At 59.1% G+C, this 15,889-nt stretch carries 19 protein-coding genes; 14 read left to right on the top strand and 5 right to left on the bottom strand.

The window, feature by feature from the left end:
• Positions 1-50 precede the first annotated feature (50 nt).
• Positions 51-569, bottom strand: coding sequence for a hypothetical protein (locus tag AC2FEB_RS19430; RefSeq protein WP_496675947.1), 519 nt, complete (start codon positions 567-569; stop codon positions 51-53).
• Positions 570-658: 89 nt separating this feature from the next.
• On the opposite strand from AC2FEB_RS19430, the gene AC2FEB_RS19425 reads away from it, so the two are divergent.
• Positions 659-1,189 carry a prolyl-tRNA synthetase associated domain-containing protein gene (locus AC2FEB_RS19425; protein WP_117869906.1) on the top strand — a complete coding sequence of 177 codons (531 nt, stop codon included), beginning with the start codon at positions 659-661 and terminating at the stop codon, positions 1,187-1,189.
• Here the strand turns inward: AC2FEB_RS19425 and AC2FEB_RS19420 are convergent, their stop codons facing one another.
• Positions 1,190-1,927 (bottom strand): aspartate/glutamate racemase family protein, encoded by a 738-nt coding sequence (locus tag AC2FEB_RS19420; RefSeq protein ID WP_496675943.1) that lies wholly within the window; start codon positions 1,925-1,927, stop codon positions 1,190-1,192.
• A 70-nt stretch (positions 1,928-1,997) separates the two neighbouring features.
• Complete coding sequence (locus tag AC2FEB_RS19415) at positions 1,998-2,579, bottom strand: FMN-dependent NADH-azoreductase (RefSeq protein WP_117869905.1); 582 nt, start codon at positions 2,577-2,579, stop codon at positions 1,998-2,000.
• Positions 2,580-2,699: 120 nt separating this feature from the next.
• On the opposite strand from AC2FEB_RS19415, the gene AC2FEB_RS19410 reads away from it, so the two are divergent.
• From AC2FEB_RS19410 to AC2FEB_RS19400, 3 genes are all read left to right on the top strand, one after another.
• The gene (locus AC2FEB_RS19410) at positions 2,700-3,578 is read left to right on the top strand and encodes a LysR family transcriptional regulator (RefSeq protein ID WP_117869904.1); all 879 of its coding nucleotides are present in this window, start codon (positions 2,700-2,702) and stop codon (positions 3,576-3,578) included.
• Positions 3,575-4,489, top strand: coding sequence for a DMT family transporter (locus tag AC2FEB_RS19405; RefSeq protein WP_496675940.1), 915 nt, complete (start codon positions 3,575-3,577; stop codon positions 4,487-4,489). Before AC2FEB_RS19410 ends, AC2FEB_RS19405 begins: the two co-directional genes overlap by 4 nt.
• Before the next feature lie 126 nt (positions 4,490-4,615).
• A complete protein-coding gene (locus AC2FEB_RS19400; protein WP_117869902.1) occupies positions 4,616-5,029 on the top strand; it encodes a universal stress protein in 414 nt (137 codons plus the stop codon).
• Here the strand turns inward: AC2FEB_RS19400 and AC2FEB_RS19395 are convergent.
• Entirely contained in the window at positions 5,026-5,361 is a 336-nt protein-coding gene (locus AC2FEB_RS19395) for an ArsR/SmtB family transcription factor (protein WP_117869901.1), read from the bottom strand. The genes AC2FEB_RS19400 and AC2FEB_RS19395 overlap by 4 nt on opposite strands.
• A 231-nt stretch (positions 5,362-5,592) precedes the next feature.
• Between AC2FEB_RS19395 and AC2FEB_RS19390 the strand changes: the two genes are divergently transcribed.
• The 6 genes from AC2FEB_RS19390 (at position 5,593) to AC2FEB_RS19365 (ending at position 9,198) form a co-directional block, all read left to right on the top strand.
• The gene (locus AC2FEB_RS19390) at positions 5,593-5,925 is read left to right on the top strand and encodes an AtpZ/AtpI family protein (RefSeq protein WP_117869900.1); all 333 of its coding nucleotides are present in this window, start codon (positions 5,593-5,595) and stop codon (positions 5,923-5,925) included.
• A 2-nt stretch (positions 5,926-5,927) separates the two neighbouring features.
• Positions 5,928-6,686, top strand: a complete 759-nt coding sequence (locus tag AC2FEB_RS19385; RefSeq protein WP_117869899.1) for a F0F1 ATP synthase subunit A — start codon at positions 5,928-5,930, stop codon at positions 6,684-6,686.
• 48 nt (positions 6,687-6,734) lie between these two features.
• A complete protein-coding gene (locus AC2FEB_RS19380; protein ID WP_005981269.1) occupies positions 6,735-6,959 on the top strand; it encodes a F0F1 ATP synthase subunit C in 225 nt (74 codons plus the stop codon).
• Between the two features lie 86 nt (positions 6,960-7,045).
• Positions 7,046-7,597 carry a F0F1 ATP synthase subunit B' gene (locus AC2FEB_RS19375; protein WP_117869898.1) on the top strand — a complete coding sequence of 184 codons (552 nt, stop codon included), beginning with the start codon at positions 7,046-7,048 and terminating at the stop codon, positions 7,595-7,597.
• A 5-nt stretch (positions 7,598-7,602) separates the two neighbouring features.
• Positions 7,603-8,163 (top strand): F0F1 ATP synthase subunit B, encoded by a 561-nt coding sequence (locus tag AC2FEB_RS19370; protein ID WP_117869897.1) that lies wholly within the window; start codon positions 7,603-7,605, stop codon positions 8,161-8,163.
• Between the two features lie 180 nt (positions 8,164-8,343).
• Positions 8,344-9,198 carry a hypothetical protein gene (locus tag AC2FEB_RS19365; RefSeq protein ID WP_162896810.1) on the top strand — a complete coding sequence of 285 codons (855 nt, stop codon included), beginning with the start codon at positions 8,344-8,346 and terminating at the stop codon, positions 9,196-9,198.
• Positions 9,199-9,240: 42 nt separating this feature from the next.
• Here the strand turns inward: AC2FEB_RS19365 and AC2FEB_RS19360 are convergent, their stop codons facing one another.
• Positions 9,241-10,011, bottom strand: a complete 771-nt coding sequence (locus AC2FEB_RS19360; RefSeq protein WP_117869895.1) for a FadR/GntR family transcriptional regulator — start codon at positions 10,009-10,011, stop codon at positions 9,241-9,243.
• Positions 10,012-10,161: 150 nt separating this feature from the next.
• Between AC2FEB_RS19360 and AC2FEB_RS19355 the strand changes: the two genes are divergently transcribed.
• From AC2FEB_RS19355 to AC2FEB_RS19340, 4 genes are all read left to right on the top strand, one after another.
• A complete protein-coding gene (locus AC2FEB_RS19355) occupies positions 10,162-11,355 on the top strand; it encodes an aminotransferase-like domain-containing protein (RefSeq protein WP_117869894.1) in 1,194 nt (397 codons plus the stop codon).
• A gap of 26 nt (positions 11,356-11,381) precedes the next feature.
• Positions 11,382-11,807 carry a hypothetical protein gene (locus tag AC2FEB_RS19350; protein ID WP_254683711.1) on the top strand — a complete coding sequence of 142 codons (426 nt, stop codon included), beginning with the start codon at positions 11,382-11,384 and terminating at the stop codon, positions 11,805-11,807.
• Positions 11,808-11,947: 140 nt separating this feature from the next.
• Positions 11,948-15,403, top strand: coding sequence for a chromosome segregation SMC family protein (locus tag AC2FEB_RS19345; protein WP_117872850.1), 3,456 nt, complete (start codon positions 11,948-11,950; stop codon positions 15,401-15,403).
• A 55-nt stretch (positions 15,404-15,458) separates the two neighbouring features.
• Positions 15,459-15,809: a hypothetical protein gene (locus AC2FEB_RS19340; protein WP_117869893.1), complete on the top strand. Its 351-nt coding sequence runs from the start codon at positions 15,459-15,461 to the stop codon at positions 15,807-15,809.
• The last annotated feature ends 80 nt before the right edge of the window (positions 15,810-15,889 follow it).

The raw sequence follows: 15,889 nt of genomic DNA, 5'->3' as shown, positions 1-15,889 counted from the left end.
CGCGAATGGAATCGCAAACAGGCAGGCACCAAGACCGCATCGCCTTGATTTCAGGCAGAGCGGGTGCCGGGGTCACCTCCACGTGCAGCAAGCCAGTCATTGACCGTGCCGGTGATGCGTTCGGCACAGGTTCCGGTCGAAAAAGCTTGGATGATCGGATGACGACCCGCACTCATACCCTTGTCCAGCAACAGAACCGGACGATGACGGCTTGCGAACAACCATGCGGGCTTGTTCAGTATGGTTTCAACTTCTGCATGGGACAGGTCGGACAGAGCGTGCTCTATAGCTGCATATCCGAAGATGGATTTCTGACGGATCACCAACGTGCCCTTGGTCCGGTCAAATATTACCTGAACGCGCCTCACCAGCAGGTGAAAGCTCCATAAACCCATAGCGCCACCAAAGATGATCATGCTTAACCCGTACCAGAAAGCCGACCCGCCAGCCCATGTCAGCAAAAGGCCAAGCGCTGCAAAAATCAGGGTATTCAAAGCAAACAGAATTCCGAAGAACCAAGGGGTATCGCTGAGGATCAGCTGTTGGGGTGTGTTGCGCGCGACTTTCATTCGGACAGGCTATCACCCGGGCGATTGTATGTCCCGCGCTTGAATTCCAAGCCTTGGTGCGCGATGAGCAGTCTAAACAGGAGGGTTTCGTGGACGCTTCATCTGCCTATCAGGACACACTGCCGCTGAGCTCCGACGCATTGTTGACGCGGATGGCTGGCTGGGGCTTGACCTATCGCCTGCATACCCATGCGCCTTTGCGTACGGTTGAGGATGCCAAGGCGGTTGAAGACCAGTTCATGGTGCCGGGAGAGTACGCGCTTCGGGTCAAGAACCTGTATCTGCGAGACAAGAAAAAGCGCAACTATCTGGTGACCTTGGAGCAAAGCCGCGAGATTGATCTTAAGGCGCTGGGGGCCGAGCTGGGCATTGGCAACCTGTCCTTTGGCTCGGCGGACCGTCTGTTCCAGAACCTAGGCATACGTCCCGGCGCGGTCAGCCCGCTGGCGATGATCAACGGAGTTCAGAATGATGTACGGTTCTTCATGGATGCGGCGGCAAAACAGGCCGAGGTGATTTACATGCACCCCCTTGTCAACGACCGCACCGTGGCCCTGAAGCGGGCAGATATGATGGCCTTCTTCGATCGCATCGGGTGCGAGGTCACCTGGTTGCCCTGATTACATCAGCGCCTCTTTCAGTGCGGCGGCAACATGCGCGGCTGACGGGTTGACGAACAGGTGTCGGTCAGCCTCGAACACCGGATCGTCCAGGTGGTTCGGAAAAGCCAGTGGAAGCTCGGTACAGGCCAGCAGAATCGCGGTTCCGGGGCTGGCGTACTTGTCGCAAAAGGCCAGTAGTCGGGCCCGGGCCGCGTCGGATGCGCCGCCGTAGAAGTCACTGTCGATCATGGCCTGCATCTTGGAAATCTCGGGTTCGGGCAACCGTTCATTTGCGGCAATGCCTTCGGCGTCCAGACGATCCGCATAGTTGGTGGCCTGCATCGTCACAGCTGTTCCCAAGACCAGAGCCTTGGACGCGCCAGTTCCTGCAGTGGCTTCGGCGGTCGCGTCAAAGATGCTGAGGATTGGCATCGAGACACTCTGCCGTATCGCGTGAAGCCGCGCATGGGGGGTGTTGGACGCGATGATGCCGAAATCGCACCCGGCGCGTTCGAGAGTCAGCAGGGCGTCGCGGAACACCGCGTCAAAATCCGCCCAGCTTGCCTCATCCCCGACAACACCACGAAGGGCACGTGTCCTGGCCTGCGTGATGGATTCGATGGTCATCGGAGGGATTGGCAAAGGCGAGCCGTGACCACGTTCAGCGAAATAACGCCCGGCCCCTTCGGCAATGGCCCTGTAATAGTCGACGGTCGAGGCCCAGCCCACGCCACCCAGAATACCTATTTTTTTCATGCGCCCCGTCCAGTCTGCCTGTTTGCTGACCGGCAGACTGGACGTTTTAACGCCTATTGACCAGAGGCGATCAGGCTGCAAGCTCCGCCACTGCCTTGCGGGCATTTTCCAGCGCCGCATCCGGGTTCACGGCCATCTGATCCGCGGCGATGACGTCGACGTCATGAATGCCGATAAAACCCAGAACGTGGCGCGCGTAATTGGTGGCGAAATCAGCTTCGGACCCGACAGGAACACCGCCCGATGCGATGGCCAGAATGGCACGCTTCCCTTCCAGCAGGCCTTTGGGGCCGTTTTCCGTGTAGGAAAAGGTCAGACCCGCGCGGGCAACCAGGTCTATCCACGCCTTGAACGCCGCGGGGACCGAGAAGTTATAGATCGGCAGGCCGATGACGATGGTGTCGGCGTCTTGCAATTCGGAAACCAGTTCGTCCGACAGGGCCAGCCGGTCGCGCTGTACGTCGTCGCGCTGGTCGGCGGGGGTAAAATTGGCGGCGATCCAGTCTTCCGTCAGCAGGGGCAGGGGGGTGGCCAGATCACGACGGATGATGCGTTCTGCGCCCAGTTGCTTGACCACGCGGTCGGACAGATCGCGGGTGGTCGAATTCACGCGGCGGGCAGAAGAGTCGATATGAAGGATAGTTTTAGCCATTGTTCAGGTCCTTTGGGTCACGGAAATCTTGTCCTGCCGCCAATATGATTATTGCGTTTGCGAACGAAACTCGGATACATCAACAGTTATTGTTGGAAATTGCACAGTGATGACATTGCCATGGACAATTGGGATGAAGTGAGAACCGCCTATCAGGTGGCACGCATGGGTACGGTCAGCGGCGCGGCAGAGGTTCTGGGTGTTCACCATGCCACCGTGATCCGTCACATCGATGCGATCGAGTCGCGTTTGGGTGTCAAACTGTTTCAGCGTCATGCGCGGGGATACACACCCACCGAAGCAGGCGACGATCTGCTGCGTGTGGCGCAGGCTACCGAAGATCAGTTCAATCAGCTTGTCGGCCGGATGAAGGGTCGCGGAGACGACGTCTCGGGTGAATTGGTCGTGACATCTCTGGGGTCTCTTGCGCCGTTGGTCGTGCCAACGCTCACCGCGTTTCAAAAGATGCATCCGGACCTGATCGTGCGATACCTGACCGGCGACCGGCTGTTCCGGCTGGAATATGGCGAGGCGCATGTGGCGATCCGCGCCGGATCGGCTCCCGATCAACCCGACAATGTTGTCCAACCGTTCCGGCAAGAGGAAGTCGGCCTTTATGCCAGTACCTCGTACGTCAAACGGTTCGGCAGGCCATCCGGCATCGAGGATTTCGGAAACTATCACTTCGTCAGTTCTGACGATGAGACCAGCCGCGCGCCGTTCACCCGCTGGCTGCGCGCGACGGTACCTGCCGATCGCATCACCTTCCGCTGTACCAACAACTTCTGCATGCGCGAGGCCGTTCTGGCCGGTGCAGGCATCGGTTTCATGGCCCGTTGGGAGGCCGCCCGCCACGACAATCTGGTCGAGGTGATTGATCCGCTCCCGGAATGGTTCGGCAATCTTTGGCTGGTGACCCACGTGGATTTGCATCGCACCACCAAGGTGCAGGCGTTCCTGAGCTATCTGAAAGAAGAAGCCAAAGGCTGGCAGCCATGAATCCGCAGATGCGTGGCCATCTGGCCATGCTGACCTTCTCAGCCCTTGTTGCGGGCAGCTTTTCGCTGGGGTCCATGATCGCCAACGAGATTGCCCCGGCCGCTCTGAACGCGGTGCGCTTTGCGATTGCCGCTGCGGTGATTGGTTTGGCCGCGCTTGCAACAACCGGCCTGCCACGCAGCGCCGCGCAGGCGCCTTGGCGTTATCTGGTACTTGGGGGTCTATTCGCCACCTATTTCGTCCTGATGTTTTATGGGCTGCAAACCGCGCCGCCTGTCAGTGCGGCCGCGGTATTCACTTTGACACCAGTTGTTTCTGCCATGGCGGGGTGGGTCTTGTTGCGCCAGATCACAACGCCGCGCATGGCGCTGGCACTGACCATCGGTGCGGTGGGCGCGCTGTGGGTGATCTTTCGGGCCGACTGGCAGATGTTCCGTGCCTTTGAAATCGGTGGGGGCGAGATCATCTATTTCTGGGGCTGCGTCGCCCACGCGATTTATACGCCCGCGATCCGCAAGCTGAACCGAGGAGAGCCCGCCGTGGTCTTTACCTTCGGTACGCTGGTCGCCGGGTGCCTGTTGTTGGTCGTGCTCGGCTGGTCTGACCTGATGGCCACCGATTGGGCTGCGCTTCCGGCCATTGTCTGGACCGGCTTGTTCTATATTTCGTTCTTTGCAACGGCAGCCAGCTTCGTGTTGGTGCAGTTTTCTTCCCTGCGGCTGCCGTCGGCCAAGGTCATGGCCTATACCTACCTAGTTCCCAGCTGGGTCATTTTGTGGGAGATTGCGCTGGGCAAAGGCGTGCCACCCGGTTTGATCCTGGGTGGTGTGGCGCTGACAATCATCGCTTTGCTTATGCTGTTGAAAGAGGAAATCCCGCCCTCGGTGCCAGTTCGCCGCGTCATGGAATAAGGCCCATCTTCTCGGGCGGAACCGGGCGAATCCAAGATACATCCCAGAGATAGATTTTGTTGAGCCAGATCAAGGCGCCCTTGCGGCACCTCCATTAGCTTCGTCAGCAAGCTAAAGGAGGAGATCATGTTCAAACACATCATGTTGCCGATTGACCGGCATCTACCGCCCGAGGTTCGCAAAGCGGCCGATGTCGCTGCACAAGTTGCAAAATGGCAGGGGGCTAAAATTACTCTGGTCAGCGTCACCGGGGCCCATATGGGTGAATCCTCGGAAACCGAAGCTGAGATCGACAAGGAATTGGCGGAGTTCACCGAACAGTTGGCTGCTGAGAGTGGATCCGACGTTTCCATGCGCAAGGTGCATTCGGTCGACGTCGCCGCCGAAGTGGACAGCGATCTGACCCGTGCTGCGGAGGAGATTGGCGCAGATCTGGTCATTGTCGGCACCCACGCACCCCGGATCACCGACTACATCTTCTCGAGCCACGCCGGTTATCTGGCGAAACACGCCAGCATGTCGGTTTTTGTGGTGCGTTAGGCCTCGTCCGACCTCGGCAGTTCAATTTCTAGAAACCGTTCGAACGCGTCCAGATTGACGGGTTCGAATTGCCCGAACCCCTGCATCCAGACCGAAGCGGCGCGCAAGGCGTCAGGTTCGAGTTTGCACCACTTTACCCGCCCGTGTTTTTCCTGACTGATCAGACCTGCCTTGGTCAGTATCACCAAGTGTTTGGAAATCGCGGCCAGCGACATCTCGAACGGTTCGGCCACATCTGTCACGGCCATATCATCCTCCAGCAGCATCGCCAGGATAGCGCGGCGGGTGGGGTCGGCGAGGGCTGCAAAGACTGTGTCGAGATCGTTGGACATGTGTCCGCTCAACCATAGCCGTCGGGATTGGTCAACCATTTGGTTGAATATGGAGATTCAGGGCTCTGGCGGCGCACCGGTGGCCATCGGAGCGATTGGCGTGCCTTGGGTCTTCTGGAAAATACAACTTTTTCAGAGTGTTAAGGTGCGTCAATCAGGGCGTTCAAGGTCGTTGACTCTGCGCCTTTCGCGCCTTAGCACCATGCCCAAGACTGTACGAGGGAAACGCCCGTGACCGATGATGACCAAAAGCAGCGGATGGCGCAGCTGGAGGCCAAGATCGAGGCGGCGAAAAAGGCCAAGGCGCCAAAACCTCGTGCGGACGCTGACGTGTCCGGGGGCGAGCTTGCCTGGAGGATGGTCATTGAAATGGTTTCCGGTCTCGGGATCGGATTTGGCATCGGATACGGGCTGGACAGCCTGCTCGGGACGATCCCGATCTTTCTGGTGCTGTTCACATTGCTGGGCCTTGTCGCGGGCGTGAAGGTTATGCTCCGCAGCGCGAAAGAGGTTCAAGATAAACAAACGGCGGCATCGGCGGCCGAGAAGGACGAGAGGGACTGAACGTGGCAACTGAGACCACCGCAGCAGAAGGCAGCAGCCTGGTATTCCACCCGATGGATCAGTTCATCGTCAAGCCGCTGTTCGGCGACGGTGCGATAGGCATGTTCACGGTCACCAACGTGACTCTGTGGTTGTTCTTTGCAGTGCTGGCCGTAACAGCTCTGCTGGTTCTGCCCACATCCAAACGTGCCATTGTGCCGACGCGTATGCAGTCGGTGGCGGAACTGGCCTATGGCTTCATCTACAAGATGCTGGAAGACATTTGCGGCAAGGAAGGCGTCAAGTACTTCCCTTATGTCATGACCCTGTTCATGTTCATCGTGACCGCGAACTTCCTGGGTCTGATCCCGACCTCGTTCACCACGACATCGCATTTCGCCGTGACCATCCCGCTGGCGCTGGCCGTGTTCCTGACCGTGACCATTTTGGGCTTCGTCAAGAACGGCGCCGGGTTCCTGGGTTTGTTCTGGGTGTCCAGCGCGCCGTTGGCGCTGCGCCCGATCCTGGCAATCATCGAGCTGATCTCGTACTTCGTGCGTCCCGTCAGCCACTCCATTCGTCTTGCCGGTAACGTCATGGCAGGCCACGCGGTGATCAAGGTTTTCGCAGGCTTCGCCGCGATTGCCGTGATTTCGCCCGTGTCGGTTCTGGCGATCACCGCAATGTACGGCCTTGAGGTCCTGGTGGCCTTCATTCAGGCCTACGTATTCACCATTCTGACCTGTGTATACCTGAAGGATGCGCTGCATCCGTCGCACTGAGGTCCGATACCCAAACATCGAAACTTCCAATTCGTAAGGAGAAACATCATGGAAGGCGATCTCGCACACATCGGCGCAGGCCTGGCAGCAATCGGTTCCGGCGCAGCCGCAATCGGGGTGGGCAACGTAGCAGGCAACTTCCTGGCCGGCGCCCTGCGCAACCCTTCGGCGGCTGCTTCGCAGACCGCAACCCTGTTCATCGGTATCGCATTCGCAGAAGCCCTGGGGATCTTCGCATTCCTGGTCTCGCTGCTGCTGATGTTCGCCGTCTAATCTGCGGAACCTGATCCTTACGCGCAGGTGGGCCCAAGCCATAGCGGCCCATCTGTTGTAAAGACAACGTTCCGACGGAGGACATCATGGCGACTGAACCCATTTCAGAAGAAGTAGTTGGCTCGTGCGTCGACTCGCATGGCTCTGCCATCGGGATGCCACAGCTCTGCTTCGATTGGTTCCCCAACCAGATTTTCTGGCTGGTCATTACGCTGGTCGTCATCTTTCTGGTCCTGTCCCGCGTGGCCCTGCCGCGCATCGCGGCAATCCTGGCGGAACGTCAGGGGACCATTACAAATGACCTGGCTGCGGCCGAAGATCTGAAGGCCAAAGCGGTCGAGGCCGAAGAGGCCTATAACAAGGCGCTGGCCGATGCCCGTGCCGAAGCGCAGCGGATCGCTGCCGAAGCACGCGCCGAAATCCAGTCTGGTCTGGATGTCGCGATTGCAAAGGCGGACGCGGAAATCGCTGCAAAGGCGGCTGAATCGGAAAAGGCGATTGCCGAAATCCGTGTCGGTGCGCTGGAAAGCATTCAGGTGGTTGCCAAGGATACGGCGGCTGAACTGGTAATTGCGCTGGGCGGCGAAGCGGAAGCTGATGCTATTGCCAGTGCTGTTGACGCGCAGACGAAAGGATAAGTGACATGCGGAACACTCTTGCTCTTGTCCTGACCGTTGGTGCAGCCAGCCCGGCCTTTGCCGCAAGCGGCCCGTTTTTCTCGCTTGGCAATACCGACTTTGTCGTCCTTCTGGGCTTCATCGTCTTCATCGCGGTCCTGTTCTACTTCAAGGTCCCCGGTATGATCGGCGGTGCGCTGGACAACCGTGCCGAAGGCATCAAATCCGAACTGGACGAAGCCCGTGCGCTGCATGAAGAAGCACGCACTTTGCTGGCCTCTTACGAGCGCAAGCAGCGTGAAGTTCAGGGGCAGGCCGATGCGATTGTTGCAGCAGCGAAGGAAGACGCGGCTTTGGCAGCAGAACAGGCGAAAGTTGACTTGGAAAAGTCGATCGAGCGTCGTCTTGCGGCTGCTCAAGACCAGATCGCTTCGGCTGAAGCATCTGCAGTGAAGGAAGTGCGTGATCAGGCCGTTTCGGTTGCGGTTTCCGCGGCAAGCTCGGTTCTGGCGAAGCAAATGACCGCAGCGCAGGCCAACAAGCTGATCGATGCATCGATTGCAGATGTAGGTGCCAAGCTGCACTGAAGGGTGACCCCGACAGACAAATGAAACAGACGACCCGAGAGCTTTTGGCTGTCGGGTCTTTTGTTTTTGGCCCGCTTCTGTTTCTGTTGTTCGAAACACTCCGAATCCTACGACCTGCCGGGGATCAGGTTGATAGGAGCGCTCCGCTGGGGGCGTGACAATAGCAGGGAAAGACAGGCGGTGTCAGGCAACGCAGTTTCGATGAATATTGTCGGCGTCGTCCGAAATGGCGGGTCGGCGCTGATCGACACGATCAACAGGATCGAAAACCTGTCCGCGCAGTTGCGCCGGTTCACTGTCACCATTGCGACGAACGACAACACGGACGGTACGGATCAAGTGTTGTCCGACTATGCGGGTCAAAGTAGGCATGTCGATATCATGCGACTGGATGGTCTAGCGTCAGAATTGCCAAACCGGGTCGAGCGCATCACGGCGGCCAGGAACGCAGTTCTCAAAAAACTCGAGGACCAAGACAGGGACCTGGAGTTGACACTGGTGTTGGATATGGATGGTCCGAATACCTGCCTGGATGCTCAGACAGTTCTGGCAGCAGCGCAGCGGGTCGCCCCGTTGTGGGAAGGTGTTTTCGCCAACCCCAAACCAGCGTATGACGATATCTACGCGCTGCGATGCCCTGGCTGGTGTGATGAAGACGTGTGGCAACGCATTCAAAGCACGCGCAGGCCGCTGTTCGGGCGTCGTAAATGGCGCCGGTCTGTTATGAAGTCCGCTGTTTTTGACCGCCAGTTTCACATTCCTGCCGATACGCCCCTGATCCCGGTCGACAGCGCTTTCGGAGGTGCCGGGTTGTATAAATCCCGCGCGCTGCGGGGATTGCGCTATTCTTGCCGGGACGAAAAAGGCCAACAAGTGTGCGAACATGTTATGCTGCACAAACATCTGAGGGATCGCGGTGCAAGGCTGTTCATCGACCCGGCCCTGACAACACTGGCCGCTGAGGACCGTCTGGGAGAAGGCAGCGGGGCTCCGTTTCCCCGACATCTGCTTCCAGCCGCGTCAGGCGCCGCCTAGTCCCGGCCTTGCCCTGCTCGGTCTGAATTATCAGGACGGCCCTTAGGTCCGCCCGGTTTCGTGTTGCAGCCTTTGTTGCGCAATAGCTTCGTTCCGATCGGTCTTTTGTTGGTCCGCCATACAGCGTTCCACAAAGTCCAAATGGCGTTCAATTGCATTTCGTGCAGCCAAAGGATCACGCTGTTGCAGAGCCACATTGATGGCGCGGTGCTGATCTAGGATGGCCTCGCGGGTGGCGCGCTGACGGAACATGGTCTGGCGATTGTAGAACACCCCCTGCACCAGCAGGTCATACATCGACCGCATCATATGCAGCATCACCACATTGTGGCTGGCCTCGATGATGGCCATGTGGAATTCGGCATCCAGCTGCGCCTCGTCATTCGCAGCGTTTCGGTTGTGGGCCGCCTGCATCTTGTCAAAGATCGCTTGAACGACCTTAAGGTCGCTGTCTGATCCCATCCGCGCGGCCCGTTCGGCCGCCAGCCCTTCCATGTCACGGCGAAAGGACAGATAGTCGAATACGGCTTCCTCATGGCTGCCGAACAAACGGATCAGCGCAGGGGAAAAGGCAGAGCCCAGAACCTCGGCCACATAGATCCCGGATCCGGCTTTCGCGGTCAAAAGCCCCTGTTCCTGAAGTTCGGAAATTGCATCACGCAAGGACGGGCGCGAAACGCCCATGCGCTCTGCCAACTCTCGCTCTGATGGCAGGCGCTCTCCAGGGCGCAGGATGCCACGCAGGATCAGAAGCTCGATCTGGCGAACGACTGCGAGCGACAGTTTTTCCGTCTGAACTTTGTGAAAAGGCATCTCATCTTCCGAAATTGGTCAATTCATTTGACCATGGACGCTGGTGCTGTTCAAGAATCCCCGGTCACATCCGCCGAAAAATAAGGTCAGCAATATTGACTTTAATGTGAGAGGGCATAGGCTGCGCCGAATTGAGATCGGAGGAACCTCATGTCCCAAAACCCTTTGTTTGCCACCCGGGCCTCGCGGATGAAAGCGTCAGAGATTCGCGAACTGCTGAAGCTGCTCGACCAACCCGGCATCATTTCCTTTGCCGGTGGGATTCCTGATCCCGCCCTGTTTCCCGCCGATGCATTTGCACAGGCGTTTCAGCAGGCCCTGGGGCCGGATATGCAAGCGCAGGCGCTGCAATACTCGGTCAGCGAAGGCTATGTCCCATTACGGCAGTGGCTGGTGCAGCACATGCACGAAATCGGGGTGGAGTGTGACATCGACAACATCCTGATCACCTCTGGCTCACAGCAGGCGCTGGACTATCTGGGCAAGCTGTTCCTGTCCCCCGGCGATACGGCCCTGGTTGGGTGGCCCACTTATCTGGGTGCGCTGGCGGCATTCAACGCCTATGAGCCGCGCTTTGACCGGCTCAATGGCAACCAAGGGGCGGACGAATACAAGGCCGCAGCAGGCGAAGGCACTGTGAAGTTCGCCTATCTGTCAGCGGATTTTGCAAACCCGACAGGAGAAACCGTGGACTTGCAGGGCAGGGAGGCTCTGCTGGATCTGGCCGAGGAGCTGGATTGCGCGTTGATAGAGGACGGAGCCTATCAGGCTCTGCGCTACGACGGGGAACCGATCCCCCCCATACTGTCTTTGGAGCAGGCCCGCAAAGGGTCAATCGAGGACTGTCGGACGATCTATTGCGGCAGTTTCTCGAAAACGCTGTCGCCTGGTTTGCGCATGGGATGGGTCGTTGCGTCCAAGCCAGTCATTTCTCAGATGGTACTGCTGAAACAGGCAGCCGACCTTCATTCCGCGACCATTAACCAGATGGCCGTGCATCAGGTGGCGCAGGCCTGTTTTGACACTCATATTCCAAAAGTGCGCGAAGTCTATCGCAGCCGCCGTGATGTGATGCTGAACGCATTGGAACAGCATATGCCGGACGGGGTGGATTGGACACGCCCTGAGGGTGGAATGTTCATCTGGGTCACGTTGCCCGAGGGGAGGATTGGCTCTGACCTGCTGGCGCGTGCGCTGGACACAGTCAAAGTAGCTTTTGTTCCGGGGCAGGCGTTTTTCCCGGATGGCAGCGGTGCAAACACGATCCGTCTCAGTTTTTCAAATTCCGACGAGGCGACGATCCGCGAAGGCATTCGCCGGCTGGGAGAGGTGCTGCGGGCCTGACGTTCGGAAAGGTTCTGTTAACCAAAATGCTGCAACTTTGCGGCATGATCCGGTTTCTCGCACTTCTGTTGCTGGCCGCCTGCGCCGCCGGCACTCCGCATTTTCGCGATGTTCCTGCCACTCGCGTGGCTGTGAATGGCAGTGTGTTCGATGTGCGCGTGCGCGGCGATCTGGCCGAGGCTGTGCGGATCAACGCACAATATGCCCCTCGGCTGGGTCCGGTTCGGGATCGGGCCGCGTTGGCGATGGCGCAGGTTTCTGGCTGTCCGATCCTGGATGTTTTGGGTGATGCGGCGGTCACGGTTGGTGTTCTGGGGTGTGATCGAGAGGCGGGCAAGCAATTGCTGCTGACAGCCGTCTCTACCCCGAACTACGAGTGCATCGACTATGGTGCCTATGAAAATGTCGGTGACGACTACGGTTACCAGGTCTTTGAATGCACCCCTTATTAAAACACGCGCATTCTTGCGCATTTAGGCAAGATGTTGTGGATAACTCAAATTGAAATCCCATATCCTGCGCAACTCCGTTGACTCAGACCCCATCCCTTGCGCAGACTTTCAATGCACAGGAATCATGGGACACGCAGCCATTGCGTTTCAGCAAGCTCAAACTGACCGGCTTCAAAAGCTTTGTTGATCCGACCGATCTGATCATCGCGGACGGGTTGACTGGTGTGGTGGGCCCGAACGGCTGCGGCAAGTCCAACCTTCTGGAAGCATTGCGCTGGGTGATGGGGGAAAACCGCCCCAAATCCATGCGCGGCGGCGCGATGGAAGACGTAATCTTTGCCGGTGCTGCCACACGTCCGGCGCGCAACTTTGCCGAAGTCGTTTTGACCTTGGACAACTCGGAGCGTCTGGCACCGTCGGGGTTCAACGACAGCGATCAACTGGAAATCGTACGCCGCATCACCCGCGATGTGGGCAGTGCCTACAAGACAAATGGCAAAGACGTTCGTGCGCGCGATGTGCAGATGCTGTTTGCCGATGCTTCGACCGGTGCGCATTCGCCCGCGTTGGTTGGACAGAACCGCATTGCCGAGTTGATCAACGCCAAGCCGCGCGCCCGTCGCCGTATTCTGGAAGAGGCCGCCGGGATCTCGGGCCTCTATCAGCGTCGCCATGAGGCCGAGCTGAAGCTGAAGGGCACCGAAGCCAACCTGACCCGCGTCGATGACGTGCTGGAGCAGTTGGGCGGACAACTGGCCCAGCTTGCGCGTCAGGCCCGTCAGGCGGCGCGCTATCGCGAAATTGGCGAACAGCTGCGTCAGGCCGAGGGGATGCTGCTTTATCGACGTTGGAAAGAGGCCGACATGGCCCGCCAGCAGGCCGAAGAAAAACTGCGTGAGCGGATCACCGAAGCCTCCCGTGCCGAGGCTGAAGCCCGCGCTGCTGCCGCGAAACGTGCCGAGATCGAGGAAACCCTGCCGCCGCTGCGCGAGGAAGAGGCCATTGCCGCCGCCGTGCTGCAACGCCAGCAGGTGCAGCGCGATCAATTGTCCGATCAGGAAACCCGCGCGCGTCAGACGATCGAAACATTGACCAACCGAATCCAGCAGCTGGGCAACGACATCGAACGCGAAGCCGGTCTGAACCGCGATGCGGGACAAATGATCGAACGGCTGGAATGGGAAGCGCGCGAGTTGGCCAAGGCAGCTGAAGGTCACGATGAGAAAGTGGCCGAGGCGGCGGAAATCGCCCGCGAGGCGGCCTCGATCCTACAGGAACGCGAAGACCACCTGTCGCAGCAAACCGAGGATATGGCCCGCCTAGTTGCCCGGCACCAGTCAGCCCAGCGTCTGGTCGAAGACAGTCGCAAGACGCTAACCCGATCCGAGGGCGAAGAGGGAAAAGCCCGGCAGGCCGTGGACGAGGCGAAAACAGCCCTGATCCGCGCCAGCGAGGCGTTTGAAGAAGCCCAATTGGGCGAGGAAGAAGCCCGTGAAGCGGTCGAAGCCGCCGAAGAGGCTCTTGCCGCAGCGGATGAACTTCGCAACGAAACGCAAGGGCGCGAAGCCGAGGCCCGGGCGCGACGTTCCGAAGCGGAAGGCGAGCTTGGAGCGATCCGGGCCGAAACCACTGCTCTGGCCAAGCTGGTGGAACGCGACACAGCGGAAGGTGGTCAGGTGCTGGACCTGCTGCGCGTCGAACCCGGCTATGAAAAGGCTCTGGGTGCTGCTCTGGCTGACGATCTGCGCGCGCCGCTGGTTGAGGGCGACGGCCCGTCCGGCTGGGTGCAGGTGGCTGGATATGACAGCGACCAGCCATTGCCTGAAGGGGCTGAACCACTGGCGCTTCATGTCTCGGGGCCGGATCGTCTCAGCCGCCGAATTGCCCAGATCGGGTTGGTGGATGCGGATCAGGGCGCGCGGTTGCAGGCGTCGTTGAAACCCGGCCAGCGTCTGGTGTCCCGCTCGGGCGACCTGTGGCGTTGGGATGGGTTCCGTGCCTGGGCCGAAGACGCGCCAAGTGCTGCTGCTCTGCGGTTGGAGCAGCTCAACAGGCTGGAAGCGCTGAAACAGGACCTTGCCCGTGCCGAAGCACAGGCTGACGGTGCCCGTGCCGCACATGAAGCCCTGTCTCAGCAATTGGCGGATGTGACTGAGGCAGACCGCCGTGCGCGTGAAGCCCGCCGTGCTGCTGATCAGCGCATGGCTGAAACCGCCCGTCTGCTCAGCCGGGCCGAAGCGGATCGCAATCTTGCACAAGGCAAGCTGGAAACCCTTGCTCTGGCCGTGGACCGTCACAAGGAAGATGCGATGTCGGCCCGTGCACAACTGCGCGAGGCAGAAGCCTCTCTAAGCGGCCTGGGCGACCTCGACAGCGCCCGTGCAGAAGTGGAAGACATCAAGCAGACCGTCGAGGCGGCGCGGATCACCATGCTGACCCACCGCTCGACCCATGACGAACTGCGCCGCGAAGGGGACGCCCGCACGCGTCGTACCCAAGAGGTCACAAAGGATCTCAGTGGATGGCGCCACCGTTTAGAAACGGCTGAAAAGCGGATCTCGGAACTTGCCGAGCGCAAGGAAAGCTCGGAAGAAGAGCTGACCGAGGCCATGGCCGCGCCCAGCGAAATCGCCGAGGCGCGTGAGGAACTGAACGAACTGATCGCTGCCGCCGAGGCTCGGCGGGCCGAAGCAGCCGACAAATTGGCTGAAGCCGAGGCTCAGCAGCGTGAAATCGTTCTGGCCGAACGGGAAGCCGAGCGTCTGGCATCTGAAGCGCGCGAAAGCCGTGCCGCGGCCGAGGCGCGCTGTGACGCGGCCAAGGAAAGTGTTGTCGCGGCGGCCGAACGGATTGCCGAGGATCAGCAACTGACCCCGAACCAATTGCTGAACCAGCTGGACGTGAACCCCGACCAGATGCCAGCTGCGGACGTTCTGGAATCCGAAGTGAACCGTCACAAACGCCAGCGCGATGCGATGGGTGCGGTGAACCTGAGGGCCGAGGAAGACAGCAAGGAAGTTCAGGAAGAATTCGATACGCTCAGCAGCGAAAAAGCCGATCTGGAAGAGGCGATCAAGGCCCTGCGCAGCGGTATCGCCAGCCTCAACCGCGAAGGGCGCGAGCGTTTGCTGACCGCGTTTGAACAGGTGAATTCAAACTTCGCCATGTTGTTCAAGCATCTCTTTGGTGGTGGCGAGGCCAATCTTGTGATGGTCGAAAGTGACGACCCTCTGGACGCGGGTCTAGAGATCATGTGCCAGCCGCCTGGTAAGAAGCTCTCGACTCTCAGCCTGTTGTCGGGCGGTGAGCAGACCCTGACGGCGACTGCGCTGATCTTCGGCGTCTTCCTCGCCAATCCAGCCCCGATCTGTGTGCTGGACGAGGTTGATGCACCACTGGACGATGCAAACGTGACGCGCTTCTGTGATCTGCTGGACGAGATGTGCCGCCAGACCGACACGCGCTTCCTGATCATCACCCACCATGCGGTGACTATGGCGCGCATGGATCGCCTGTTCGGTGTCACCATGCAGGAACAGGGTGTCAGTCAGCTGGTTTCGGTCGATCTGAAGAAGGCCGAACAGATGGTCGCGTGACCCCGTTCACTGCAAGTTTATGACGGGTGCAACTTTATCGCGCTAGTCTGGGCGCATGACGCGCTTTCTGATCTCTGCCCTCGTCGCCGCCAGCCCGGCCTTTGCCGCCGACTGGCCTGTCAAAACCGGGGACATTCCCCTGACAACCGCAGAGCTTGACGCTTTGGCAGGACAGACACTGACTTTCTACGACGACGGGCAAGCGAAATTCTCAGCGGGCGGGGCCTATTCCTACACATACGCGAGCGGAGATTCTGCTTTTGGTACCTATTCCATTGCCGAGGATGGCAGTGTCTGCATCGCCTACCGCACCGGGTTCAGCCGGTGCGATTTGTACGTGCGCAGCGGGGAAAGGTTGATCCTGATTGACGAAAAAGGCGACCGGTATCCGGTGCGTAGTGAATAAAATGATCTGAAATTTTTATATTTCCAGATCATTTGATAGACAAATACCGAAAATCCAGATGATGTAAGGGAGGAAACCTG

The organism is Ruegeria sp. YTSC106, from assembly GCF_059609765.1.
This window is presented reverse-complemented; position numbering and strand designations above follow the sequence as displayed.

What these genes read in the sequence shown, in the direction of transcription:
- AC2FEB_RS19430 (WP_496675947.1), bottom strand. Translation starts at nt 569, where the DNA reads ATGAAAGTCGCGCGCAACACACCCCAACAGCTGATCCTCAGCGATACC.
- AC2FEB_RS19420 (WP_496675943.1), bottom strand. Translation starts at nt 1,927, where the DNA reads ATGAAAAAAATAGGTATTCTGGGTGGCGTGGGCTGGGCCTCGACCGTC.
- AC2FEB_RS19415 (WP_117869905.1), bottom strand. Translation starts at nt 2,579, where the DNA reads ATGGCTAAAACTATCCTTCATATCGACTCTTCTGCCCGCCGCGTGAAT.
- AC2FEB_RS19410 (WP_117869904.1), top strand. Translation starts at nt 2,700, where the DNA reads ATGGACAATTGGGATGAAGTGAGAACCGCCTATCAGGTGGCACGCATG.
- AC2FEB_RS19405 (WP_496675940.1), top strand. Translation starts at nt 3,575, where the DNA reads ATGAATCCGCAGATGCGTGGCCATCTGGCCATGCTGACCTTCTCAGCC.
- AC2FEB_RS19400 (WP_117869902.1), top strand. Translation starts at nt 4,616, where the DNA reads ATGTTCAAACACATCATGTTGCCGATTGACCGGCATCTACCGCCCGAG.
- AC2FEB_RS19395 (WP_117869901.1), bottom strand. Translation starts at nt 5,361, where the DNA reads ATGTCCAACGATCTCGACACAGTCTTTGCAGCCCTCGCCGACCCCACC.
- AC2FEB_RS19380 (WP_005981269.1), top strand. Translation starts at nt 6,735, where the DNA reads ATGGAAGGCGATCTCGCACACATCGGCGCAGGCCTGGCAGCAATCGGT.
- AC2FEB_RS19375 (WP_117869898.1), top strand. Translation starts at nt 7,046, where the DNA reads ATGGCGACTGAACCCATTTCAGAAGAAGTAGTTGGCTCGTGCGTCGAC.
- AC2FEB_RS19370 (WP_117869897.1), top strand. Translation starts at nt 7,603, where the DNA reads ATGCGGAACACTCTTGCTCTTGTCCTGACCGTTGGTGCAGCCAGCCCG.
- AC2FEB_RS19360 (WP_117869895.1), bottom strand. Translation starts at nt 10,011, where the DNA reads ATGCCTTTTCACAAAGTTCAGACGGAAAAACTGTCGCTCGCAGTCGTT.
- AC2FEB_RS19355 (WP_117869894.1), top strand. Translation starts at nt 10,162, where the DNA reads ATGTCCCAAAACCCTTTGTTTGCCACCCGGGCCTCGCGGATGAAAGCG.
- AC2FEB_RS19350 (WP_254683711.1), top strand. Translation starts at nt 11,382, where the DNA reads ATGCTGCAACTTTGCGGCATGATCCGGTTTCTCGCACTTCTGTTGCTG.
- AC2FEB_RS19340 (WP_117869893.1), top strand. Translation starts at nt 15,459, where the DNA reads ATGACGCGCTTTCTGATCTCTGCCCTCGTCGCCGCCAGCCCGGCCTTT.